Raw genomic sequence first — 24,000 nt, 5'->3', positions numbered from 1 at the left:
TCCCTCTACCCGACCCGTTTGCCGACGGCGCTCAGGGTCTCCTTGATGGCGGTGCTGATCGACTCGACCGACGGCAGGGCCGCCGTCTCCAGCGGCTTGGCGTAGGGCATGGGGACCTCCGCCATCGCCACCCGGCGGACCGGGGCGTCGAGGTAGTCGAAGGCGCCCTCCTGGATCGAGGCGGCGATCTCCGCGCCGATCCCGTAGGTCAGCCAGTCGTCCTCGCAGATCACAGCGGAGCCGGTCTTCTTGACCGAGTCCACGAAGGTCTGGCGGTCCAGCGGGCGCAGGCTGCGCAGGTCGACGACCTCGACGTCGATGTCCTCCTCGGCCAGCTTCTCGGCGACCTGGGTCGCGACCATGGCCATCCGGGAGTAACCGATGAGGGTGATGTCGCTGCCCTCGCGGGTGACCTTGGCGCGGCCGATCGTGGCGACGGTGTCGTTCTCCGGCTCGGCGTAGTCGTCGGGGACCTCGCCCTTGGAGTTGTACAGGCCCAGGTTCTCCAGGAACAGGACCGGGTCGTCGTCTCGGATCGCCGCGCGCAGCATCTGCGAGGCCTCGGCCGGGGTGCTGGGAGCGAGCACCTTCAGGCCGGGGATGAACGAGTAGAACAGCTCGATGTTCTGCGAGTGCGTGGCGCCGAGCTGCTGGCCGCCGCCGCCGGGCGTGCGGATGACCATGGGCACGCTCGTCTGTCCGCCGAACATGCCGTAGATCTTGGCGGCGTGGTTGATGATCTGGTCGATGGCGATCAGCGAGAAGTTGATCGTCATCAGCTCGACGACCGGGCGCAGGCCCAGCATGGCCGCGCCGACGGCGGCGCCGACGAAGCCCTCCTCGGCGATCGGGGTGTCCTTGACCCTGCGCGGGCCGAACTCCTTGAGCAGGCCCTCGGTGATCTTGTAGGAGCCCTCGAAGACGCCGATCTCCTCGCCCATGACGAGGACGTTCTCGTCGCGGACCATCTCGGCGCGAAGGGTGTCCCGCAGAGCCTGGCGGTAAGTGATCACAGACATGTGGGTTCCTTCCCTACTCCGCGAACACCGGGTCGGCGGGCATGCGGGTGGACTCGTTGGGCACCGGGGTGGCGTAGGTGTAGTCGAAGAGGGTGGAGACCTCCGGGTGCGGGCTGTTCTCGGCGAAGTCCGCGGCCTCGGTCACCTCGGCCTTGACGGAGGCGGCGATCTCCTCGCGCAGCTCGTCGGTGAGGAGGCCCTCCTCGGTGAGCCTGGCCTCGAACAGGGCGATCGGGTCGTTCTCCTCCGACCGCGCCTCGTCCTTCTGCTCGTCGGTGCGGTACTTGGCCGGGTCGACCACGGAGTGGCCCTTCATCCGGTAGCTCCACGCCTCCAGCAGGAACGGGGTCTGCTCCTCGCGGGCGCGCTCGATGAGCCTGGACGCGGTGTCGCGGACCGCGAGCACGTCGCGGCCGTCCACGCGCTCGCCCTCGATGCGGAAGGCGGAGCCGCGCTTGTACAGCTCGGGCTCGGCGGAGGACATCTCGACCGTGGTGCCCATGCCGGTGAAGTTGTTGATCACCACGAAGACGATCGGCAGGTTCCACAGCTTGGCGATGTTGAGCGTCTCGTGCCAGGCGCCGATGTTGGTGGTGCCGTCGCCCATCTGGCACATGACGACCTCGTCGCCGCCCCGGTAGGAGACGGCCAGCGCGGCGCCGGCGGCCAGCGGCAGCTGGCCGCCGACGATGCCGTAGCCGCCGAGCATGCGGGTCTCGGTGTCGTACATGTGCATCGAGCCGCCCCAGCCCTTGGACACGCCGTCGACGCGCCCGTAGAGCTCGGCCATGACCCGCTTGGGGTCCATGCCCTTGCCGATCGCGTACCCGTGGTCACGGTAGTTCGTGAACAGGTAGTCGCGCTCCTGGAGGGCGGTCATCAGGCCGACGACCGTGGCCTCCTCGCCGAGGTTGAGGTGACAGTAGCCGCCGATCCTGGCCTGGGTGTAGGCCTGGGCCGTGCGCTCCTCGAACCGCCGGATGAACAGCATCTGGCGGTAGTAGTCGAGCAGGGTGTCGGGCTTCTCGTCAGCGAGGCCGGGGGAGGTGTCCTTGCGGGTGGTGCGCCGCCGGGTCCCTGAGGACCTGGCGGGGCGGCCCTTCGGCTTGGCCGTGTCAGCCATGGTGTGCCTTTCTACGTACGAGAAGGCCTGGGGCCCCGGGTCTGTGGACCGGGGTGCCAGGCCCGCCGTGGCCGCGCTGTCGGGTGCGACCGTGGCGTGCGCAGCCACCCGGCTCATGCGGTGGCGGCGCTCTGTGGCTGTTGCGGGGCGCGTCCCGGGGGAGGTGGCTCGTCCTCCCCCGGACACGAAGCGCTGGTGGGGTCTCGTGTGCAGTTGTCCGCAGAACCCCTGCCGCATTGCTTCCCGGTCTGCACCGGCGTATGCGTCCGTGGCCCGGCGCGGCGGTGCCGGTCGCACGGGTTCGTCCACCGGCCGGATGAACGACTCCGCTTGCCCGGGAGGGGTCCGCTCGTGTGTGATGTGTGTCGCGCACACTCTACGGTCTGATCGATGATCGATCAATACAACTCTATGCCAGAAGGTCCGGTTTCGGTGCGACGGGGCAGGTCACCGCGCTCCCACGGGCCGGTGGCGTCGGGCGGCGGAGGGGCCAGGGGTCAGCGGGCGCTCTCGTGGGACTTCAGCGCCGCCTCCACGTAGTTGAGCACGTGGTCGCTGAGCATCTGCCCCACCGAGGGGTCGCCCTCGATGAAGGCGCGCGTGATCTGGGCGTGGTCGGCGGCCTTGGCGTGCAGCTCCATGTTCAGCCAGCGCACCGACAGCGCGGTCCACACCTCCACGCCCAGAGACTCCCAGGTGTGCAGCAGCACGCTGTTGTGGGCGGCGCGCACGACCTCGCGGTGGAACTCCACGCTGTGCCGGATCTGCTCGGACACGTCGCCCTGGGCGGTCGCCCGCTGGAGCGCCTCCACCTCCCGCTCCAGGGGGGAGGGGTCCTCGGCCAGCCGGGGCGCGGCCAACTGCGCCGCGACCAGCTCCAGTCCGGCGCGCACGGGGTAGATCTCCGCCATGTCCTGGACCCCGAAGGCCCGCACCCGGGCGCCCTTGTTGGGGACGGTCTCGATCAGGCGCAGGGTCTCCAGCTCGCGCAGCGCCTCGCGCACCGGGGCCTGGCTCACCCTCAGCTCCGTGGCGACGCGGCGTTCCACGATCCGCTCTCCGGGCTGCCAGCGACCGGACAGCAGGCCCTCGACCAGTACCTGCCGGATCTGCTCCCTGAGCGGCTCGCGAGCCAGCTTGGAGGGATCATCCGGCAGCTGGGGCAGGTCGACCATCCAGAGCCCTTCCGTTCCACGTCCAGCACACGGCCCGTGCGCGGACCGGCTCACTCAGCGTCGTACAAACTCCTTGAAGAGTGCCACACACCCGCGGGTCAACCGGACAGCAGGCCTCGAACCGCTAACGGAAGGCTCACGAACAGGTCGCATGGCGGTGAACCGCCAACGTCCAGTGTCGGGGCTTGGGGCAAAGTCCGAGGTGGCGGCGAACGTACGTGGGCCACCACACCACCGACAGGGGGAACTGTCCGGGTAGGCTCATCTGTCGGCAATATTCACACAAAGCTGTACGGAGCGTGACGCACGTAACGACGAGGAGTTCGATGAGGCGCCCCGACCCGCGCCGCCTTCACCCGCGCTCAAGCGGTCCGCGCCGACTGGTTCGGGCCGAGCACCAGGCGCACCGTAGACGCCACTGTCGACACCCCTTGTTCCTCGGACGCCGATCCTGCCCAGAGGCCGGTCACGACGTAGTGAACCAGTCCGAAGGACCGGCCGTCGAACGGAGTGGGCGGAGAGTAGTGAACTCTCCGTCATGTCCACCCCGAGTCGGCGCTGAGGACGTCAGATCAGTTCCAGTAACCACGGCTAGCCCGTCCCCCACGCTTCACAAGTGCCACAGGCAAGCCCACGACGTGTGAGACAGCACTGAGCACATGACGCACTCTTCGAGGACACGACGACATCCACGGGCGAGGCAGTTGACCGAGCCACACGACAGGCAAGAGCGGGCGACACCGCTCCCGGGACCCTACAGCGGGCCGATCCCCATGGTGCGTACCACCGTGTACGACCCTGGGCGGCCCGTCGTGCGCCCGGTCCGCTGGCCCAGTGTGAGCGAGATCGCGTGGGGTATCGCGTCGGACCGCGTCGCCATCATGCTCGCCGTGGCCCTGCTCGTCATGACGATGCTGGCCGCGGGACCGCTGCACCCGGTCGACAACTTCCTGAACGAGCTGCCCCGGCCCTACTGGGACACGCTTCGCGAACCCATGATCCTGTGGCCGGACACCGTCGCCTCCCGTGCGGTCGCGCTGCCGGTCCTGGGCGTCACCGCGCTCCAGCTGGCCTACTGGCATCGCAGCTGGCGTCCGATCGTGCTGGGCGCGGTCGGCGTCGTGGGGATGATGTCCCTGGTGTCGGTGATGAAGCTGGCCATCAACCGGGGACACGCCAAGAACTTCAACCCCGACTTCTTCATGGGGCCGGGCAACGTGGCCTTCCCGTCCGGGCACGGGGCGAACGCGATCCTCATCTACGGCCTGGTGCTCTTCCTGATCATCCGGTTCGGGGCGGCCCGGCCGCACATCATCCGGCGCCTGGCGTACTGCATCGTCGGCATCGCCCTGCTCCAGTCCATCGTCTCGATCTACCTGCACTTCCACTGGTTCACGGATCTGATGGCGGGGATGGTCGCGGGCGGTTTCGCACTGAGGGTGACCATCCGGCTGGACCGGATGATCCCGTCCGGGCGCACCACGCAGTGGTGGCCCTGGTACGGCGAGGGGGACGGCGCGCTTCCCGCGAGGGACTGAGCCGCTCTCCCGCCCGTGGCACCGCGCCCGTCGGACCCGGTCCGGCGGGCGCCGCGCGTGTCCGCGGTCCCGACGCCCGTCCGGGACGGGGCCGGGTGCGCCGACGTGTCGACGCCTCCGCGTACGTGCTGGTGGGGGCGCTGGCGGGTCCGTGGAACCGACGTGGGGAAGCCGGAAGGGCTCCCCGCGGTCAGGCTCCGGCCTCCACCAGTTCCCGCATGCGGGCCAGACGTTGCAGGAACATCCGGTCCATCACAAACCTTAGTACGGTTCTGTCCACAATGGGACCGAAGAGGCTGGCGAATTCCACCCGGTCCGTGTAGGCGGTCCCGGCCCCCTCGGGCGCCGTCGTGTGCGTGTGCCGGAAGTACCGGAACATACCGCGCAGCTGGAGGTCGGTGAAGTGGTCGCCCTCCTCGAAGGAGTCGATGACGCCGACCCAGCGTACGGGGAGGAGCCCGGCCAGGCGCCAGCGCATCACCATCGTCTCGCCCTCGGCGAAGCCCGCCTCGGGCCAGCGCAGGACGCGTACCCCGCCGGGCATGGAGTCCTCCAGGCCCGACCGGCTCGTGCAGAACGCGAAGACCCGGTCGGGCGGCGCGTCGAAGTGGGCCGTGTAGACCGCGGTGCTCGTGGTCCGGGGGCGTTCGGTGGTGTTCGGTCCGCTCAGGAGCCCGCGTTCGTCGATCTCGTGTCCGGCCATGGTGTCCCTCCAGGTCCACTCGGCATCGGCCTACCCCGGCGCCCCGGCAGGGAACCCGGGCGGTGTCGTGCGGGGCGGCGCTGTCCGCGGGGTGCTGTGGAGGCGCCGTGTCGGGTGGCGCCGTGCTGGACATCCGGGCTCGGGGTCGGGCGCGGACTGTCCCGTTCCCTCCGGCGGGGCGGCGGCCGTGGCGGGAGATGCCGGTTCCGGAACGGGGAATGAACCGTCATCCCTTGTAGAAATACCCCTTGGGGGTATATTGCTTGTAGTGACACGCCGACGGGGTGGACATCCGTCCCTTGGATACCCCCAAGGGGTATGTTGCGAGAGTGAGGGGGAGAACGACATGACCGCAGGTGGACAGGGACCGCACGGCCACGGAGGAGACCGGGGCCGGGGGCGGGACGAGAGCTCCGAGGAGCGTGCCGGGTACACGGACCCCTCAGCTCATGAGACACACGAGGGGCATGAGGGGCACGCCAGTCACGGCACGCACACGGCTCACGCCGGTGCTCCGGGGCATGGTGAGCGCTCCAGCCACGGGGATCGCCAAGGTCCCAGCAGCGCCGATGAGCACGCCGGTGACGGGGACGCCCCCGGACACGGTGAGCACGCCGGTCACGGTGGCCACAGCGGTCATGGGGGTCACGGTGGCCATGGGGACCACGCCGCGATGTTCCGGACCCGCTTCTGGTGGAGCCTGCTGCTCAGCGTTCCCGTGGTCCTCACCAGCCACATGGTCTCCGGCTGGCTCGGCTACCAGGTCCCCTCCGCGCTGACCTGGGTGCCGCCGGTCCTCGGCACGGTCGTCTACCTCTACGGCGGCTGGCCCTTCCTCTCCGGTGTCGTCGGCGAGCTCCGCGAGCGCAGGCCCGGCATGATGACCCTGGTCGCCATGGCGATCACCGTCGCCTTCGGCTCCAGCGTGCTCGCCACGTTCGGCGTGGTGGGCATGGAACTCGACTTCTGGTGGGAACTGGTCCTGCTGGTCGTGGTCATGCTCCTCGGCCACTGGCTGGAGATGCGCGCCCTCGGCCAGGCGTCCGGTGCCCTGGAGGCCCTGGCCGCGCTCCTGCCCGACCGCGCCGAGAGGGTCGGCGCCGACGGCGGGGTCGAGGAGGTGGGCCTCGCCGACCTGCGCACCGGCGACACCGTTCTGGTGCGCTCCGGCGGGCGCGTCCCGGCCGACGGCACCGTGGTCGAGGGCGGCGCCGCCATGGACGAGTCGATGATCACCGGTGAGTCCCGCGCGGTCACCCGTTCCGAGGGCGACCGTGTCGTCGCCGGGACCGTCGCCACCGACTCCGCCGTCCGGGTCCGCGTCGACGCCGTCGGCGAGGACACGGCCCTGGCCGGTATCCAGCGGCTCGTCAGCGAGGCGCAGGAGTCCCGTTCGCGCTCGCAGGCGCTGGCCGACCGGGCCGCCGCCCTCCTGTTCTGGTTCGCCCTGGTCGCCGCCGTGCTCACGGCCGCCGTGTGGACCCTGTTCGGCGAGGTCACCGAGGCCGTCGAACGCACCGTGACCGTCCTGGTCATCGCCTGCCCGCACGCCCTGGGGCTGGCCATCCCGCTGGTCATCGCGATCTCCACGGCCGTCTCCGCCCGCAACGGCATCCTGGTCAAGGACCGCATGGCCCTGGAGCGCACCCGCCTCGTGGACACCGTGCTCTTCGACAAGACCGGCACCCTGACCAAGGGCGCCCCCGCCGTCACCGACACCTCCGCCGCCTCCGGGCACGCCTCCGAGCGGGTGCTGGCCCTGGCCGGTGCGGTCGAGGCCGACTCCGAGCACCCGCTCGCCAGGGCGATCGTCCGGGCGGCGCGGGAGGCGGGCGCGGTGCCCGCCGCCACCGGCTTCCGGTCGCTGACCGGGCGCGGTGTCCGCGCCTCGGTCGAGGGCTCCGACGTGCAGGTGGGCGGCCCGGCCCTGCTGGAGTCGCTCGGCCTCACCGAGCCGGACGACCTGGCCGGACGCACCGGTCCCTGGCGCGAGCGCGGCGCGACGGTGCTGCACGTGGTCGTGGACGGCGGGGTGGCCGGTGCCCTGGCGCTGGCCGACGAGGTCCGCCCCGAGTCGGCCGAGGCCGTCCGGCGGCTCCAGGAGCGGGGCGTGCGCGTCGCGATGGTGACCGGCGACGCCCGCAACGTGGCCGACGCCGTGGCCGAGCGGCTCGGCCTGGACGAGGTCTTCGCCCAGGTCCTGCCCGACCAGAAGGACGCCGTGGTCCGCGACCTCCAGTCGAGGGGGAACCGGGTGGCGATGGTCGGCGACGGTGTGAACGACGCGCCCGCCCTGGCCAGGGCGGACGTCGGCATCGCGATCGGCGCGGGCACCGACGTGGCGATCGAGTCCGCCGGGGTCGTGCTGGCCTCGGACGACCCGCGCGGCGTGGTGGCGGTCCGCGGGCTGTCGGCGGCCGGTTACCGAAAGATGGTGCAGAACCTCGTGTGGGCCGCCGGGTACAACGTCGTCGCCGTCCCGCTGGCCGCCGGGGTGCTGGCCCCGGTCGGGATCGTGCTCGCCCCGGCCGTGGGAGCGGTGCTGATGAGCCTGTCCACGATCATCGTGGCGCTCAACGCCCAGCTGCTGCGCCGGGTGGACCTGAGCAACTCCTCCTGAGGGGCGAAGGTCCCGTCGACGGCGGAACCGGACCCGGTAATCTCTGGGGGATCGCGGCGCCCCTCCGGTAGCGGGAGGGACATCGCGACAGGCCACCGTCCCGATCGGATACGGGACGGTGGCTGCCTCGTTCCCGCAGCTCAGCGAGGTTTCACGTGAAACCTTTGCGCTGGTCGCGGGCGTGTCAGCCGAAGATGTCCTCAGCGCGCTCGACCTCGCTGGCGCGACGGGCCCACATGCGCAGGGTCTCCAGGTCGGTGCAGGAACTGACGCGCTGGCGGACCTCGTCGGGGACGGTCAGGCCGCGTGCGTCGAGGAAGAGCAGGACGCTGTTCGCCGCTTCGGCCGCGCGACCCTCCTCACGACCCTCCTCTCGGCCTTCTTCCCGGCCCATACCGACGTACTTGCGGGCGAAGTCGCTCTGCCACTTGTAGGTGTCCAAGGCCATCAAGCCCTCCAACTCCTTCCGGGCGGCCTCCTGGAGACCGGCCAGTACGTAGTCATAGTAGAACGTGCGGTTCTTCGGAGCAGTGGAGTCGAGCGCCTCCACCACCGTTTTCAGGGTGCGCGAATCGGTGTCCCCGTGGGCGTAGGCCGACAGCACCGCGAGTTCGGGCATCGCGCGTGCCCGCTCCACATCGGTGACGACGGGAGTGTTGCCAGGGCCGATCACCAACGGCCTCAGCACGAAGTCGGGATGACCGATGCTGATGGGTTTGGCGCACCATCGCGCCATAGCGTCGTCAGGGCACAGGACTACGAGCACGGCGGGGCACTCCAGACGGACGTGCAGGTTGACCAGGTAAGCGGGCCAGCTCGCCCGCTTCTCCTTGTCCCGATCGTGCTGGCGTTCCACGACGACCGCCAGCACGTTGCGGTTCCCGTCGCGTAGCAGTGTGGCTCCGTCGCTGTTGAGTTCCTTCGGGTCACAGTTGGTGAGAACTGAGGTGGTGGGCAGCGCCTCGGTGTGGTGGGGGACGTCGAATCCCAAGGACTCCTTGAGTAGCACTGAGGCCAGGGCTGGTTGGTTCTGGATGATCCGTAGAGGGATCTCGTGGGCTCGGCTGGGCATACGTCTCCTTGTCGGGGCTGTCGGGGCTGTCGGGGCTGTCGGGGCTGTCGGGGTTGGGGTCACGCGGGTACGGCCTGGCGCTGGCGGGCGGGCCGGGTGTGCGGCAGGCCGGAGAACGCGTCCCGCCCCCGGGGCCCGGCGGCCCCGACCACCCCGAAACGGGGCGCGGGTTCACCGAGCAGATCGCCGCCGGGGTCGTCCTTCCACTGCTGGCGCAGGGCGGCGGCGCGTTCCTGGACGAGGGCGAACGCGCGCCGGACCTCCTCCGTCTCGGAGGCGAGTTCGGGACCCCTTGGCGCGGCGGGGATCCGGGGCACAGGAGCGTGGAGTTCGGGAACACGGGGTGCCGGGACGCGGGGCACGGGAACGCCGGACGCGGCGGCGCGCGAGCGCTCGTGGGCGGTGAAGTAGGGCCTGACCAGGGCGACGTCCTCGGCCGGAAAGGGCGCGTCGGGCGGAGTCAGGCGGGGATGCGGAAGCGGGGCCGGGGGAGGGGCGGGGACGTAGCGTCGCACGCGGGTGGAGCGGCGTCGGCGGCGACCGGCCACCGTGGAGTGGCGTCCGCAGGGTGCGGAGAGGAAGGCGATCAGCGGGCCGAGGGCACGGCTGAGAAGGGCAGCGCTAAACTGGCGCATGCTGGCAATCCTTGTGTCTAAAGAGGTGGAAGTTGCTGGCCACGGCCCCGAACGGCAGTCAACCGTTGCGGGGTCATCGTGTGGGTTCAGTTGTGTGGTCGCAGCCAGATTAGGGCACGCCTGTTCGGGCGGAGCACGTTTCCCGCGAAGCGGCCGGAAAAAGTTCGTTCCGGTTCTGTCGTGCCAGATCAGCGGGTATGAGAAAGGGGCCAGCATGAAATACTGGCCCCATCCAAAAAATCCCTCATGCCGGAATTGAAAGTATTCGTGCACGAGGTGTCGGGAGGCCCCCGGCCGATCCGCCCCGGGGACCCGCCCGGCCTCAGAAGTAGATCGGCGTGAGGTCCTCGGTGGGCCAGGTGCCCACCTCGTTCACCGCGTCCCACAGCTTCGGGTCGATCTCGCCCCAGTTCAGCGCGTCGCCCTCGTCGCGCCGGTTGAAGAGCGCCACGACGGTGTAGCCGTTGCTGCGCGCCAGGAACGTGTAGGTGCCCGGCATGCTCCCGGTGTGCCACGTGTTCTCGCCGCTGCCGGTCGGACGCACCGACCAGCCCAGGCCGTAGTGCGTGGCGCCGCCGCCCGTCTCGGGCTGCTCGAACACCGTGGAGATCGAGTCCGGGGTGAGCACCCCGGCGGCCTCGGGCGTGTCGTAGATGGTGCAGAACCGCGCCAGGTCCGCGGCGGAGGCGACCCAGCCCCCGTTGCCGAGCTGGATCTCCAGGTTGAACCCGCCGTAGGGGTAGGGGACCTGCGCGCCCGAGGAGTCCAGGGCGGAGGTCACCGTGTACTTCGAGTCGTACCCGACCTCGCCCTCCTGGTCCGCGGACAGGGAACGCCCGGCACGCATGCGCGCGATGTCCACCGCGCCGAGGACATCGGAGACCACGTGGTCCTCGTAGGACCTCCCCGTGACCGCGGCGATCGCCTCGGAGACCAGCAGGTAGCCGTAGTTGCTGTAGGCGTACCGCGTTCCGGGGGCGTGGTCGAGCTCCATCCCGCTCGTGTAGGCGATGACCTCGCTCCTGCCCAGCGGCAGGTCGACGCCCATCTCGCGGGAGATCGCGATGGTGTTCCACAGCGGGTCGAAGGAGAGGTCCCTGTCCCAGCCGCCGAGGTGTTGCAGGGCCCGCCGCACCGTGACCTCGCCCAAGCGCGGGTCGGCCGTCTTCCCCGCCAGGGGCGAGAGGTCGACCAGGTCGGCCAGCGGCGCGTCCAGGTCGAGTTCGCCCTCCTGGGCCAGGCGCATGGCCGCCGTCCCGGCGACGGGCTTGCTCAGGCTCGCGATCCGGAAGACGTCGGTCACGCCGGTGGTCGCGACGCTGTCGTCGCCCCACGTGTACCCGCGGGCCAGGGACAGCCTGCCGTTCCGCGCCACGGCCAGCGAGCCCGCGGTGATCCCGCGCGCCTGCATGTAGTCCTTCATCACGCTGTCGAAGTGCGCGAGGGGAGCCACGTCCTCACCCGTGACCCGCCAGGTGCGCTCGGCCGCGGAGACGGGCGCCGCGCCCAGGGCGCCCGCGGCCGCGGCGGCCCCGGCGGTGCCGGTCAGGGTGAGCATGCGGCGTCGCGACACGCCTCCGGGCAGTCCGAGGGCGCTGCGGGAGTCGGCGCGGGCACCGCTGAGGCGGGCGGCACGAGGGAACACGGAACCTCCGGGGAAGAATGGCAGGGGGTATTTCCGACAGGGGTATTCGCGGTATGCGCAAAGAATTTCTGTGTCTTTTGGCGCCTGTGGTTCGGCAGGGGAACGCTACACACGTTCGGCCGTGGCGGCAAATGTGAGAACGCGGGAGCCGTGTTCGCTTCGGGGCGCCGTTTCACGAAGGCTGTCAGGAGCCGGATCGCGGTCGTGACCTGAGACTTCTCCGTGTCGGCTCGCGTTCTCGAAGGTCGCGGCGATCGCCGGGGGGCGGCTGCGCGGTGCCCGGAAAAGGCGCGGAACCCGGTCAACGGATTGTCGCGGAAAAAGGTCCGGAGGCTCCGTCCATTCCCGGGGCGGGGCTGGCGCCATTCATCGCGCGGGCGGGCTCCGGGGCGTCGGTAGCGCTCCGTCAGAGGAGCGCCTCCTCGTGCGCGCGGGCGCGGATCAGGTCGGCGGTCTCCTCCGGGGTGAGGGCCGCGGTGTCCAACCACCAGCCGACTCCGCCCAGGTCCTCCCGCATCGCCCGGTAGTGCGGCGCGAAGTCGAAGTCGACGCGGTGCCCGGGGTCGCGCGTGGCGTTGCGCCGCCGGCACACCTCCAGGGGCGGGAACAGGGCGACGAACATGACCGGCCTGGGCCGCAGCATCTCCACCATGGCGTCCAGCATCCGGCGGTTGTCGATGGTGTACTCGACGACCGGGAAGACGCCGTTGTCGGCGAAGTTGGCCGCCAGGTCGCACATGTTGCGCACGCACAGCCGCAGCTGGCGCCGCGCCTCCTCCGCGGGCCGCCCGTTGAAGCCGACGCGTCCCTGGACGACCATGTAGGACAGAACGTCCCCGCTGATGTGGGCCGCACGCGGATACCGTGCGGCCACCAGCGGAGCCACCGTCGACTTTCCGGCTCCGGGCATTCCCGAGAGGATCAGACACCCGTCCTGGTCCCGCATCCCGGCCTCCCTCCGTCGTTCGGTGGACATGGTCACAGACCGGGGGCGGGGAGCGCATCCGGATTTTCCGTGCGGGGACGGAGGGGACGGCGCCCCGAGACGCGGGGTGACGGGCCGTCGGCCGCCCGGCGGACCCGGACGGTGCGGGTTCCCGTGCCCGTCAACGGTTCCGCCGGAGAGCGGGCGCCGCACCCACCCGCGCCCGCTCCAGGGCGCACGGCGCCGGGTGGTCCAGGCACGCGCCCATCGCCCGGTGCCACCGGTTGCCCCGCAGCCCGGGCTCCAGAGCGGCCACCGTCGCCCCGTACTTGGTGAACCGCGCCTCCCGGACCCCGTGCTCGTGCAGCCTGCGCTCGGTCGCGGTGAGCCCGCCGCGCGTCTTGATCTCCAGCAGCACCGCATCCGGGCGCATCCGCACCGACCAGCCCGCCCGGTAGCCGACCAGGCCGGTGTCCACCGTCACCCGCTCCTCACCCGAGAAGGCCACCACCGTCGTGCGCCGGTAGTCGGTCACCGCGCTGGCCGCCAGCACGTCGGGCGCCTCGATGCCGTACGAGAGCAGGGTGTCGTCCAGGAACCGCCGGGCCTCGGGGGTCATCCGGTCCGGCGGCCCCGTGTAGGCGATCCGGGTCTTGTCGGTGATCCCGCGCGCGCCCTTGAGCTTGATCTCGAACATGCGCGTCCCCGTGTCCACGTACGTGCGCGTCCGGGCCTTGAAGCGCACCCGCCGCCCCTGGCGGTGGTCGTGGAAGGTCCGCAGGTCGGGAGTGTCGAAGTAGGTGGACGAGTACTGGAAGTCCCGCTGCCCGTCGATGGTCAGCACCCCGAACCGGTCCCCGGCGGCCGCGAACAGCGGTTCCAGCAGCTCGACGGGCACCAGGTACTTGCGGCAGGTCCGGGTCACCAGGGCGGCGCGCTCGTTGATCTCGGCGAGCGACATCGGGCGCAGCGCCGCCAGGACCGGGGAGGGAACGTCCACCGGAGCGGGCGTTTCCACGGGACCGAGGGCGTCCAGGGTCATGGGTCTCTCCACGGTGGCGGGGGCTTCCGCAGGGGCGGGGGCGGCCGTGCTCATCGGCGTCCCGTCACGGAGGTGAAGCCATGCCCGAACCCGCGCCCGGAGCCCGGGACCGACGCGATCCGGGGCGCTTGGAACCGCACGTCCACGACCATCAGGTCGCGCACGTAGTCGACCTCGGTGACCTCGATCTTCGTGACCCGGCCGCGCAGCCGGGCCTCCAGGTCCTGGCGCAGGGCCACGGAGTCCTCGTGCACCACGTCCAGGGTCAGGATGCGGCGCTCGTGCCGCGAGAGCAGACGCGGGTGGTCGGCCGCGTACATGCCGGTGAGCAGCAGGGCGTTGAGGCCCAGCAGCACCCAGGGCATCGGGGCCGCCACCGCGTTGACCAGGCCCAGGGCGATCGCCGTGAAGTAGTAGCCGATCTCGCCCTGGCTGATGAGGTCCGACCGCAGGCGCAGGATCGACAGCACGCCGAACAGACCGAAGCCGACGGCCAGGCCGACCTCCTGGTTGGTCAGCATGGACACCACGGCGAAGATGCCGGTGTTGAGCGCCACGTAGGCCAGCAGCAGGTCGCGGCGCCCGTGGCGGCGGAAGTAGATGGCGTAGGACAGGACGATGATCGCGGTCGTGTTGACCGCCAGCGCGAACCAGAACATGCGTTCATCCTCTGGACGGGCGGTGAGGAACCCATGAGGAGTGGATGAGGGAACCCTCATGTTTGTCACGCGTCGGTCATCCGCGACATGGACGAGGGGGCGGGGGCGTCACCGACACCCCCGCCCCCTCGTCACCAGAACATCGCCCGCCGCACACCGGGGCCCCGCCGACCCGGAGCGCCCCGGTCATCCGGGGGCACACCGGGCCGCTCCGGGCCGTCCGTACCACGCGGGCCGCTCGTGGCCCGGGCCGTCCGGGTCCTCCGTGTCACGCCGGTCACGCATGGCCCGGGCCGTCCGGCTCACGCAGGTCACGCAGGCCACGCGGGTCAGCACAGGACCACCCGGAGCACGCGGGTCACCCGGTGTGCAGGGCAGTCCGGACCACCCGGGTCAGCACAGGGCCGCCCGTCTCACCCGGTCAACCGGTAGCCCATCCCGCGCACGGTCACGATCCGCTCCGCGCCCACCTTGCGGCGCAGCGCCCGCACGAACACGTCCACCACGTTCGACCCGGGGTCGTAGTCGTAGCCCCACACGTGCGACAGCATCTGCTGCCTGGTGAGCACCTGGCCCGGGTGCCGCATCAGCAGCTCCAGCAGGGAGAACTCGCGCGCGGTCAGGTCCACGGACGTCCCCTCCACCGCCACCCGCCGCGTGCGCAGGTCCAGGGCCAGGCCGCCCGCGCGCAGCACCGTCAGCTCGGTCGGACGCTCGTTGCGCATCCGCAGCCGCACCCGGGCCAGCAGTTCCTCGAACCGGAACGGTTTGGTGACGTAGTCGTCGGCCCCGATCTCCAGGCCGGTCACCGTGTCCCGCACGCCGTCGCGCGCGGTCAGGATGACCACGGGGATGTCCACGCCCAGCGAGCGCACGCGCCGCAGCACGTCGAACCCGTCGGTGTCCGGCAGGCCCAGGTCCAGCAGCATCAGGTCGAACCCGCCGGTCACCGCGTAGTCCACGGCCTCCGCCCCCGTGCCCACCACGGTGGTGGTGAACCCGCTGGCGTCCAGGCCCTTGCGGACGAACGAGGCGATCCGCTCCTCGTCCTCGACGATGAGGATGCGACTCACACGTACCTCTTTCCGGTGGGGATGACGAGGGTGAACGTCGAACCGACGCCCGGCGCGGAGCGCAGGTCCACCCGTCCGTGATGGGCCTCGGCGATGGCGCGGACGATGGCCAGGCCCAGACCGGCGCCCCGGTCCCCCCTGGCCGCCCCGCTGCCCCGCGAGAAGCGCTCGAAGATCCGGCCGTGCTCCTCGGCCGGGATGCCGGGCCCCTGGTCGGAGACCCAGAACAGCACGTCGTCGCCGCTGAACCCCGAGCCCACACGCAGTGTGGATCCCGGCGCGGTGTGCCGCACCGCGTTGGCGGCCAGCTGCACCACGGCCTGGGTGACGCGCTGCGGGTCGAGCCGGGCGACCCCCTCGGCCAGCGACTCCAGTCGCCAGTCGCGGTCGCCGAGCCTGCGCACCTTGGCGTCGATGTCGCTGGTCAGCTCGGCCAGGGACACCTCCTCCTCGCGCAGGAAGTCGGGCTGCTGGGCCTTGGCGAGCAGCAGCAGGTCCTCCACGATCCGGCTCATGCGGTCCAGCTCGTCGGTGACCAGGCGCAGGACCTCGCGCCGCTCCTCGGGGTCGTCGCCCATCAGCTCCAGGTGGCCGCGCACGATGGTGATGGGCGTGCGCAGCTCGTGCCCGGCGTCGTCCACGAACTGCCGCTGGGCGGTGAAGGCGCCCTCCAGCCGGTCCAGCATGCTGTTGAACTGCTCGGCGAGCGCGGCGATGTCGTCCCGACCGGACACGTCGATGCGCCGGGTCAGGTCCTCCTCGGTGATGTGCGCGGCCGTCTGCCGGACCAGGCGCACGGGCGCGAGGAAGCGTCCCGCCACCCACCAGGCCGCGGTGCTCGCGGCGATCAGCCCGGCCAGGCTGACCAGCGCGATCGTCTGCGTGGTGGAGGTGACCGTGTCCTCGTCGGCCTCGGTGAAGTAGCCGATGACGAACCACCCCGCGCCCTCGGCGTCGGTGCCGCCGCCCGGGGGCAGGGCGCGGATCTTCTCCCACCGCATCGGACCGGCGGGGGTGTCCAGGGTGCCGCGGGCGCTGGACGCCTCCAGGACCTCCGCGACCATCGCGGGATCCGCGGACACGTCGAAGGGCGGCTCCTGGCCCTGGCGGATGCGTCCGGGCTGGGCCGCGGCGTCCGGGGCGCCGCCCGCGCCGCCGCCGGAGGCCGACTCCTCCACCCAGCCGAACAGGATCTCGGCCCGGTCGGGGTACTGGCGTGCCAGGTGGAGCCGGATGAGGGTGGAGACGTCGGTGAAGGGTTCACCCGTGTTCGGGTCCACGCCCACGGCGGCGAACTCCTGGAACTCGCCGATCTCCTGGGACAGCGCCCCGTCCACGCGCTCGTCGTTGCGCGCGGTGAGCGCGCTCCAGGTGAGGATGTTGACCAGGACGAGGACGGCGGCCATCAGCAGGACGACCCAGGCCATGATGAGGAGTCTGGCGGGGATGCGCCGCTTCTGCGGCACCTCCGGCTGGGGTCCCCTCATGACCATGGTGGAGTTCACGTCGGTGTGCGCGGACGCGCTCCAGGAGTTCCCGCCGACCACGCCGCTGAGGTCCTCGGTCGGGGCGTCCCCGTCGAAACGACCCTCAGTCGTCATCGTCGCCGCCCTCGTTGTCGTCGTTGTCGTCGTCGCAGTCGTCATCATCATCGCCGTCGCCGTTACCGCAGGTGGGGGCGGGGGTCTGGCTCGGAATCGAGGAGGGGGGCGGCGAGGGCTCGGCCGACGCCTCGGAGTGGTCGGGGTCCTCGGCGTCGGGGGTCCCGTCGCCGTCGTGGTCGGTGATCGGCGGCGGGGGAGGGACGACGTCCTCGTCGGAGGGAGGGGCGGGGCTGGCGCCGGGGGACTCCCCGACCACGACCTCACCCGGGGCGGCGGTGTCCGGGGTGCGCTCGGGCATCGCCCACACCAGGACCGCCCCCGCGACCAGGAGGGTCGCGACGGTGCCCGCTAACAGCAACAACAGTGGTGATCTCATACTCCCCGAGCCTTCCGGGCGCGGGGGAATACGAGATGAAACGAACATGAGGAATCCTTCATCCGCGCCCGTCGGCGGTCCGGCGCGGACGACCGGACCCGCCGGGACCGGACGCGTCGGGTGCGTCCGGTCCCGGTGGCGCGGTCACGGCTTCGGGACGGACTCCGAGCGCGTGCGCCCGCGCCGCAGGCCCAGGGCCGCGTCCACCACGAGGAAGGCCAGCAGGGAGACCCCGAACACCGGCAGGAACAGGCCGACGCCCACCGCCGCCGCGGCGACCAGGGCCAGGCACCACCACGGCAGCCCCCGCCAGGTCCCGCGCGGGGCGAGCGGCCGTCCCATGGCGAACGCGGTGTCCCGGGTCGGGCGGCGCAGCCACCACATCCGATAGCCCCAGAACACGAGGAAGAGCGCGGACAGGGCGATCCCCGTCAGCAGGAGCTGGTTCGGCAGGCCGAACAGCAGACCCATGTGGAAGGCGATCCCCCACGTGGCCATCTTGGCGACGAAGGGATGGTCCTCGAACCGCAGCTCCTCGACCACCTCGCCGCTCGTCGCGTCCACGGCCGCCGCGTCCTGGTGCACGGGCCAGCTCCGCCCGGTTCCCTGGACGGTGAAGGGCGCGCCCTCCTCCACGGGCACCGAGATCTCCATCGGGCCGTCGATCCCCGCGGCGTGCACGGACGCCAGGACCGTGTCCAGGTCCACGTCCTGTCCGGCCGCGCCGTGGTCCGCGTGGTCGCCGTGCCCGCCGTGGTCCTCGTGCCCCGCGTGGTCCGCCTGCTCCTCGTGGTCCGCGTGCTCCGACGGGGCGGGCGCCGACAGCGACGGCGTGGTCCAGCCGAGGGCCACCCGCATGTCGGTCACGTTGGCCCCGGCGAACCGGGACCAGGTCAGTCCGGTGGCGGACACCATCAGCAGGCCGACTACGGCCCAGATGCCGAGCGACCCGTGCCAGGACATGGTCCGGTTCCGCCCCTTGGCGGAGGGCTCGGGCAGCAGGGTGCGGCGCAGGCGGCGGGCCTTGCGCCGGCGCGCGGTCCACAGCACGACCCCGCCCAGAGCGACCACCCACAGCCAGCTCGCGGCGAGTTCGCCGTACAGGCGGCCGAACTCACCCAGGTGCAGGTGACGGTGGAGTTCGGACAGCCACGACCGCACGGGCAGCGCGCCGCTGCTGCCGTAGCTGGTCGTCTCGCCGAGGACCTCGCCGTTGTAGGGGTCGACGAAGACGGCGAGCCGGTAGCTCTCGGGGAGCCCCTCCACGTCCAGCAGGACGCGGGTGCTCTCGTCGGGGGCCGTGCCCGGGCGCACGGCGCTCAGCGTTCCCTCGGGACGTGCCGCGACCGCGGTGTCCACCTGTTCCTGGAGGGGCAGCGCGCTGTCGCCGGGGGTGACGCGGAGCTGGTCGGCGTAGAGCACCTGCTCCAGCTGCGGCGCGTACGCGTACAGCAGTCCGGTGAGGGCGGCCACGGCGATGAACGGCGCGACGAGGACTCCGGCGTAGAAGTGCAGGCGTAGGAGGAGTTGGCGCAGGGCCGCCCAGACGGGGGAGCGGCGGTCCGGAGGAGGCGTCTCGGGGGAGTCGAGCCGGTCGGGGGCATGGGACGTCATGGGGGCGACCTTCCTGGGTCTGGTTCGGGGCGGCCCGGGGGGTGCGGGCACGCCTGGGGCACCGACGTGTCGGTGGAGGCCGGGCGCTGGCGGCACCGGCGGATGGCTCAGGACAGGAAGGCCGCGGGCGGTCCGCGCAGGATCCGGACGTGCCGCAGGAACAGGAGGACGACGCCGTGCCGGAGCGGCGTGCGTCGGCGGAGCCGCGCGGGTCCGCCGCGCGCGGGAACGCCGGGGGCCGAGGCGAGGACCAGCAGGCCGTGGAACAGGGAGCGCACGAGGTCGACGAGGGCGAGGACCGCCCGCTCTCCCTGGCGCAGCCACCACGCGCACACCACCCCGGCGGCGGCGTGGGCGAGGAGCATGCCCGGCCCGACCCCGGCTCCGGCCAGTGCCCCGGAACCGGCCGCGTGGGCGTCGCCGTGCGGCGCGGAGCCGCCCGGCGACGCGACCGCGAACAGCAGGTGCAGGGCGGTCTGTCCCCACAGCGTCGTCGCGACGAGGGGGCCGAGGCGCTGCTCGGAGCGGAAGAGCCCGTGGGCGACGGCGAGGACGAGGACGAACCCCGCCGCGAGGCCGAGCGGCGACACCGCGTGTCCGGAGGCCAGGACGTGGCCGGTGGAGGACACACCCGTGCACACCGCGGCGAACACCGTGGCGCGCGGCAGTCGGAGCGGGACCGTACCGGCCATGGCGGTCAGTATCCCCCAGTTTTCAGAGGGTGCCCATCCCCCTTTCTGGGAGCGTTCCCATAACGGTGCGCGCACGTCCGGTCGCGGTTCCCGTCAGGGCGCGGCCCGATCGCGCCGCACGCGTGGTGGTACTCCCCGGCGGTGCCGCGCGCGTGGTCGCGTTCTCCGCGGGTGCCTCGACCGGTCGCACCGCGTATGCCGGACCGCCCGCTCGTCCTCGACCCGCGCCCAGCGCCGTGCGGCCCCGGGATTCACCGGCCTTCACCCGACCGGAGCGGCCACCGGTGCGGGGCACCCCGGCGGGCACCGCCCCGGTCGGTCGGCCGGGCCGCCGTGCGGGCGCTCGGCAGGGCGTGGCTGAACGCGTTTTCTGGTGACGAAACAACGCAACGAAATCACGATCGGCTACGCAACGGGTTTCGTCACCTTCAGGTCAACGGAAAACGTCCGGTGGTCAGCCTCATGCCGCCAACGCAATGGCCGCGCCCGACCGCTGTCTGCGGTCGGGCGCGGCACCACGGCGGCGCCACGGGGTCAGGCGGAACCGAGCGCCTCGGTCGGGTGCTGCGCCGCCGCGCGCAGCGCGGGCACCAGGCCAGCCACCGCACCGATGACGACCGTCGCCGCCAGGGCCCCGGCCCCCGCCCACCAGGGCACGGCGAACGGCCAGCTCCGCAGGACCGCGTAGACCAGCGTCGTCAGGACGCCGAGCACGCTCCCGGCCGCGCCGCCCAGGGCCGAGAGCACGACCGCCTCGACCAGGAACTGCGTCCGGATGTCGCGGCGTGTGGCGCCCAGGGCCCGGCGCAGCCCGATCTCCCCGCGACGTTCCAGGACCGAGATGACCATGGTGTTGGCCACCCCCACCCCGCCCACCAGCAGGGAGATCCCGCCCAGTCCCAGCAGCAGCCCGTTGAGGGTCTGGTCGGCGGCCCGCTGCGCCTCCAGCGCGTCCGAGGGGCGCGACACCCTCACCTCGTTGGGGTTTTCCGGGTTGGCGTTGCGCCCGACCAGCGATCGTGCGTCCGCGACCCGATCGGGGGCCAGGCGCACGTAGATCGTGGAGGCCTCACCGCGAGCGCCGAGCAGGCTCTCGGCCACCTCCTGGCCGACCAGCACCGCGTTGTCCAGCTCGGGGGCCAGTTCCACCGCGTCCAGGATGCCGACGACGGCGAAGTACTCGTCCCCGACCAGCACCAGGGTGTCCGGGGTGACCCGGGTAACGCCCAGCCTCGCGGCCGCGTCCCGCCCCAGCACGACCGACGGGTGGTCGGTGGTGGCCGGGTTCAGCCACACGCCTTCGTCCACCCGGGCGCGCAGTGTGTCCAGGAGGCCCGGTTCCACGCCGTACGCGGCGATCCCCCCGGACTCGCCCTCGGGGACGAGGTCGCTCCGGTAGACGCCTGCCCCCTTCACCATCTCCACCTGGGCGGAGCGCTCCACCTCCGGCATACGGTCGATCCGGCCCTTGGCCTCGGGCGGGAGCACGGCGGTGCCGCCGAACAGGTCGCTGCCCGGGGCGACGGTCAGCATGTTGGTGCCCAGGCGTCCGATCCGGGCGTCCAGCTCGGCCCTGCCGGACTCCGAGACGCCCACCACCGCGACCATGGCCGCGATCCCGATGGCGATGCCCAGGGCGGACAGCACCACCCGCGTCGGCCGGGCACGCAGGCCGCTCGCCCCGGTCCGCAGCCGGTCGGAGACGGACAACCTGGCCGGTCGGAGGCCCGGCCCGCGCCGCCGCGCCCGCGAACTCCGCACGGCGCCCGGTCCGCGTCCGCTCCACGGTGCCCGAGGACCCCGTACCGGGCCCCGCTCGCGCCGCCCTGCCCACAGACCCCTTCCCGGGCCCTCCCCGCCCGGCTCCCTCTCCGCGCCTCCCGCGCGCGGAGCCTCCACCGCGTCCTCCCTGTCCCGCCCCCTCACCGGACCCCCTTGGCCCGGGGTCCTGCGGAGCCCGTCCGCGCCGCGTCGCGGGGCCGCGCGGAGCCGTCCGTCCCCGCCGCGCCGTCGGCACCCGTGTCCACCGGGACCGGGCGACCGGAGTCGGCGACGATCCGGCCGTCGTGCACCTCCACCCGTCTCGGCAGACCCGCGGCCAACTCCCTGTCGTGCGTGATCACGACCACGGTCACCCCGTCCCGGTGCAGCTCGCCGAGCAGTTCCATCACGGCCGCGCCCGAGGCCGAGTCCAGAGCCCCGGTCGGCTCGTCGGCCAGCAGCATCCGGGGGGAGGAGGCCACAGCGCGGGCGATCGCCACGCGCTGCCTCTGCCCGCCGGACAGCTCGTGCGGCCGGTGGCCGGCGCGGTCGGTCAGCCCGACGCGCTCCAGCGCCCGCAGCGCACGGCGCCCGCGCTCGCGTCTGGACGCGCCGGAGTACAGCAGGCCCTCGGCCACGTTGTCCACGGCCCGCACGTTGGGCGCCAGGTGGAACTGCTGGAAGACGAAACCGACCGAGCGTGCCCGCAGCGCGGACAGCTCGTCGTCGCGCAGGGACCCCACATCGTGCCCGAACACGCGCACCGTGCCCGAGGTCGGCGCGTCCAGGGTGCCGAGCAGGTTGAGCAGGGTGGACTTGCCCGAGCCCGAGGGGCCCACGATCGCCAGCATCTCGCCGCGGCCCACGACCAGGTCCACCCCGTCCAGGGCCCGTACACCGCCGGGGTAGTGGCGGCTCACCCCGGTGAACTCGGCCGCGTTCATTCGGGGACCACCACCTCGGTGCCCTCGCCGATCCCCTCGCCGCTGACCTCCACCCGGCCGTCCGAGAACCAGCCCGTCTCCACCGGCACGTCGCGCACGGTGCCGTCCGCGTCCACCACGGACAGTCCGTAGCGGTCCCCGGGCAGCGCGATCAGCGCGCCCACCGGCGCGGCCAGCACGTCCTCCCGCGACTCCCCGCGGGCGACCACGGTGACCGGTGCCTGGTCGAGGAAGCCCGCGGGGTCCTCCTCCAGGTCGATGACCACCTCCACGGTGGGGTCGCCGCCCCCGCCCGCGCCCTCCTCGCCCTCCTCGACGCTGGCGACGGTGCCGACGCTCTCCACCACTCCGGCGACGCTCTCCCCGCCGGGCAGTTGGACGGTGACCCCGGCGTCCTCGGTGAGCAGGTCGCGGTCGCCGACGGCCAGGTCCACACGCACGACCTGGCGGGTGGAACTGGTGGTCAGCAGCGCCGTCGCGGGCGCGACGCCCGCGCTGACGTCCACCTCGTGCCCGGTCACCCGCACCGCGCCGGACGTGTACCAGATCTGGGAGGGGTGCACCTCGCCGGTGACCTCCATGCCCTCGGTGTCGTCCTGCCAGCGACGGACGGCCTCGGCGGTCAGCCACGTGTACTCGTCGTCCACGGTGAAGCCCGAGTAGCCCAGTTCGGCCAGCGCCCGCTCGAACTGGCGCACGTCCTCGCCGCTGCTCCCCGGTTCCAGCGGCCGGTAGGCGGGCCTGTCCCCGCGCAGCAGGACCGTGGGCCTGCCGTCGATCTCCCAGGCGAGGTCACCCGCGGTCAGCTCGGAGCCCACCCCGGGCAGCCGGGTGACCACGCCGTCGGAGCGGGCGAAGAACGTGCCCCCGCCCGCGTACCCCAGGGCGCCGTCGAGGTTCTCCTCGCGCAGCAGCGTGGTGCGTTCGATCCGCGCCGTCGGTCCGGGGTCGGGAGCCTCACCGTCCGCGGACCCCCCCGGCAGTCCTCGCACGGCCGCCCACGCCACGACGCACAGGAGCACGAGGGTGAGCAGCGCCGCGCCCAGCCACAGCGGACCGAACCAGCGGCGGGGCGGCCGCTCCTCCTCCCGCTCCTCCTCGGGGAGGAGCGCGGTGTCGGCGCTCACGAGTTCCCTCCTCCGGCCCCGGTGGTGCCGCCGAAGCCGCCGCCCTCTCCGAAGACATCCTCGGAACAGGTGGTCAACGCCTCGGTGTGCTCGTCGTCCTCCGGGTCCACGGGCAGCGTCAGGCTCTCACCGGGCCTGGGGTCGGGGATGTCGATCCCGTTCTCCCGCAGGCACTCGGCCATCTTCAGGTCCTGCTCGAACACTTCCTGCTGGTCGGGGGCGTCCTCGTCCACCGGGAGGTGCTCCTCGCAGGCCTCCAACGCCTCCTTGAACCCCTCCTGGTCGGCCTCGGGCAGGGCGAAGGCGACGCCGCCCTCGGAGTCGGGCTCGGGGTCGGGCATCTCGTGGCCGTTGTCGCGCATGCACTCGGCGAATTCCAGCCTGGCCTCCTCCGCGGACGTCTCCTCGCCTCCCTCGGCGCCGCCACCGCCGGACTCACCGCCGTCGAGGGCTCCGCAGCCGGTCAGCAGCAGTCCGGCCAGTGCCGCCCCGACGAGGGGGCCCGCTGTCACGCGCATGTCGATCACTCCTGTCCCGTGGGGGTGCCCCGTCCGGCACCTCTCCTGCGTGTCGCACGGCCCATGTCAGCGGAGCCCGGGTTAGCCGCCGGTTAGGGCCGCGGAGTCCGGCGGGGTTAACCTCCGCCTAACCGC

22 protein-coding genes are annotated in these 24,000 nt (G+C 72.2%); 2 read left to right on the top strand and 20 right to left on the bottom strand.

All coding sequences use genetic code 11. The features are described 5' to 3' along the window. Nucleotides 1–5 precede the first annotated feature (5 nt). The 3 genes from UIS43_RS17670 to UIS43_RS17660 all read right to left on the bottom strand — a co-directional run bounded on the left by UIS43_RS17670 (nucleotide 6) and on the right by UIS43_RS17660 (nucleotide 3,317). A complete protein-coding gene (locus UIS43_RS17670) occupies nucleotides 6–1,019 on the bottom strand; it encodes an alpha-ketoacid dehydrogenase subunit beta (RefSeq protein WP_013155796.1) in 1,014 nt (337 codons plus the stop codon). 13 nt (nucleotides 1,020–1,032) lie between these two features. Then, nucleotides 1,033–2,142 (bottom strand): pyruvate dehydrogenase (acetyl-transferring) E1 component subunit alpha, encoded by a 1,110-nt coding sequence (pdhA, locus tag UIS43_RS17665; protein WP_019609478.1) that lies wholly within the window; start codon nucleotides 2,140–2,142, stop codon nucleotides 1,033–1,035. 497 nt (nucleotides 2,143–2,639) lie between these two features. Continuing rightward, complete coding sequence (locus tag UIS43_RS17660; RefSeq protein WP_013155794.1) at nucleotides 2,640–3,317, bottom strand: GntR family transcriptional regulator; 678 nt, start codon at nucleotides 3,315–3,317, stop codon at nucleotides 2,640–2,642. Nucleotides 3,318–4,090: 773 nt separating this feature from the next. On the opposite strand from UIS43_RS17660, the gene UIS43_RS17655 reads away from it, so the two are divergent. Then, complete coding sequence (locus UIS43_RS17655; protein ID WP_013155793.1) at nucleotides 4,091–4,855, top strand: phosphatase PAP2 family protein; 765 nt, start codon at nucleotides 4,091–4,093, stop codon at nucleotides 4,853–4,855. 190 nt (nucleotides 4,856–5,045) lie between these two features. Here the strand turns inward: UIS43_RS17655 and UIS43_RS17650 are convergent, their stop codons facing one another. After that, on the bottom strand, nucleotides 5,046–5,558 hold the full coding sequence (locus UIS43_RS17650) for an SRPBCC family protein (RefSeq protein WP_013155792.1): 513 nt from the start codon (nucleotides 5,556–5,558) through the stop codon (nucleotides 5,046–5,048). Between the two features lie 442 nt (nucleotides 5,559–6,000). Continuing rightward, entirely contained in the window at nucleotides 6,001–6,198 is a 198-nt protein-coding gene (locus UIS43_RS17645) for a hypothetical protein (RefSeq protein WP_126625023.1), read from the bottom strand. Between the two features lie 33 nt (nucleotides 6,199–6,231). On the opposite strand from UIS43_RS17645, the gene UIS43_RS17640 reads away from it, so the two are divergent. Next, nucleotides 6,232–8,178 carry a heavy metal translocating P-type ATPase gene (locus UIS43_RS17640; protein ID WP_358169553.1) on the top strand — a complete coding sequence of 649 codons (1,947 nt, stop codon included), beginning with the start codon at nucleotides 6,232–6,234 and terminating at the stop codon, nucleotides 8,176–8,178. Nucleotides 8,179–8,362: 184 nt separating this feature from the next. On the opposite strand, the gene UIS43_RS17635 is transcribed toward UIS43_RS17640, so the two are convergent. The 15 genes from UIS43_RS17635 to UIS43_RS17565 all read right to left on the bottom strand — a co-directional run bounded on the left by UIS43_RS17635 (nucleotide 8,363) and on the right by UIS43_RS17565 (nucleotide 23,865). Next, nucleotides 8,363–9,250, bottom strand: a complete 888-nt coding sequence (locus tag UIS43_RS17635) for a hypothetical protein (RefSeq protein ID WP_071623089.1) — start codon at nucleotides 9,248–9,250, stop codon at nucleotides 8,363–8,365. Between the two features lie 59 nt (nucleotides 9,251–9,309). Continuing rightward, the gene (locus tag UIS43_RS17630; protein ID WP_370010905.1) at nucleotides 9,310–9,885 is read right to left on the bottom strand and encodes a hypothetical protein; all 576 of its coding nucleotides are present in this window, start codon (nucleotides 9,883–9,885) and stop codon (nucleotides 9,310–9,312) included. A gap of 322 nt (nucleotides 9,886–10,207) precedes the next feature. Next, nucleotides 10,208–11,530, bottom strand: a complete 1,323-nt coding sequence (locus UIS43_RS17625) for a serine hydrolase (RefSeq protein WP_071623087.1) — start codon at nucleotides 11,528–11,530, stop codon at nucleotides 10,208–10,210. Between the two features lie 406 nt (nucleotides 11,531–11,936). After that, nucleotides 11,937–12,476, bottom strand: a complete 540-nt coding sequence (locus UIS43_RS17620; protein WP_013155787.1) for an AAA family ATPase — start codon at nucleotides 12,474–12,476, stop codon at nucleotides 11,937–11,939. A 160-nt stretch (nucleotides 12,477–12,636) separates the two neighbouring features. Then, nucleotides 12,637–13,497, bottom strand: coding sequence for a polyphosphate polymerase domain-containing protein (locus UIS43_RS17615; RefSeq protein WP_013155786.1), 861 nt, complete (start codon nucleotides 13,495–13,497; stop codon nucleotides 12,637–12,639). 50 nt (nucleotides 13,498–13,547) lie between these two features. After that, the gene (locus tag UIS43_RS17610; protein WP_013155785.1) at nucleotides 13,548–14,156 is read right to left on the bottom strand and encodes a DUF4956 domain-containing protein; all 609 of its coding nucleotides are present in this window, start codon (nucleotides 14,154–14,156) and stop codon (nucleotides 13,548–13,550) included. Between the two features lie 413 nt (nucleotides 14,157–14,569). Beyond that, nucleotides 14,570–15,229: a response regulator transcription factor gene (locus UIS43_RS17605; protein WP_013155784.1), complete on the bottom strand. Its 660-nt coding sequence runs from the start codon at nucleotides 15,227–15,229 to the stop codon at nucleotides 14,570–14,572. Next, nucleotides 15,226–16,830, bottom strand: a complete 1,605-nt coding sequence (locus tag UIS43_RS17600) for an ATP-binding protein (protein WP_013155783.1) — start codon at nucleotides 16,828–16,830, stop codon at nucleotides 15,226–15,228. Before UIS43_RS17600 ends, UIS43_RS17605 begins: the two co-directional genes overlap by 4 nt. After that, on the bottom strand, nucleotides 16,820–17,209 hold the full coding sequence (locus tag UIS43_RS17595; RefSeq protein WP_370010901.1) for a hypothetical protein: 390 nt from the start codon (nucleotides 17,207–17,209) through the stop codon (nucleotides 16,820–16,822). Before UIS43_RS17595 ends, UIS43_RS17600 begins: the two co-directional genes overlap by 11 nt. Before the next feature lie 144 nt (nucleotides 17,210–17,353). Next, complete coding sequence (locus tag UIS43_RS17590; RefSeq protein WP_370010900.1) at nucleotides 17,354–18,823, bottom strand: PepSY-associated TM helix domain-containing protein; 1,470 nt, start codon at nucleotides 18,821–18,823, stop codon at nucleotides 17,354–17,356. Nucleotides 18,824–18,930: 107 nt separating this feature from the next. Then, complete coding sequence (locus UIS43_RS17585) at nucleotides 18,931–19,515, bottom strand: hypothetical protein (RefSeq protein ID WP_013155780.1); 585 nt, start codon at nucleotides 19,513–19,515, stop codon at nucleotides 18,931–18,933. Between the two features lie 534 nt (nucleotides 19,516–20,049). Continuing rightward, complete coding sequence (locus UIS43_RS17580) at nucleotides 20,050–21,225, bottom strand: ABC transporter permease (RefSeq protein ID WP_210746056.1); 1,176 nt, start codon at nucleotides 21,223–21,225, stop codon at nucleotides 20,050–20,052. Nucleotides 21,226–21,437: 212 nt separating this feature from the next. After that, a complete protein-coding gene (locus tag UIS43_RS17575) occupies nucleotides 21,438–22,220 on the bottom strand; it encodes an ABC transporter ATP-binding protein (protein WP_013155778.1) in 783 nt (260 codons plus the stop codon). Next, nucleotides 22,217–23,347: a peptidoglycan-binding protein gene (locus UIS43_RS17570; protein WP_013155777.1), complete on the bottom strand. Its 1,131-nt coding sequence runs from the start codon at nucleotides 23,345–23,347 to the stop codon at nucleotides 22,217–22,219. Before UIS43_RS17570 ends, UIS43_RS17575 begins: the two co-directional genes overlap by 4 nt. Then, complete coding sequence (locus tag UIS43_RS17565; RefSeq protein WP_358169540.1) at nucleotides 23,344–23,865, bottom strand: hypothetical protein; 522 nt, start codon at nucleotides 23,863–23,865, stop codon at nucleotides 23,344–23,346. The genes UIS43_RS17570 and UIS43_RS17565 overlap by 4 nt, the downstream gene beginning before the upstream one ends. Between the last annotated feature and the right edge of the window lie 135 nt (nucleotides 23,866–24,000).

The organism is Nocardiopsis sp. LDBS0036, from assembly GCF_041228755.1.
GTDB classification, from domain to species: Bacteria; Actinomycetota; Actinomycetes; order Streptosporangiales; family Streptosporangiaceae; genus Nocardiopsis; species Nocardiopsis dassonvillei.
The sequence above is the reverse complement of the archived record's forward strand: the minus strand, read 5'-3'. Positions and strand labels throughout refer to the sequence as shown.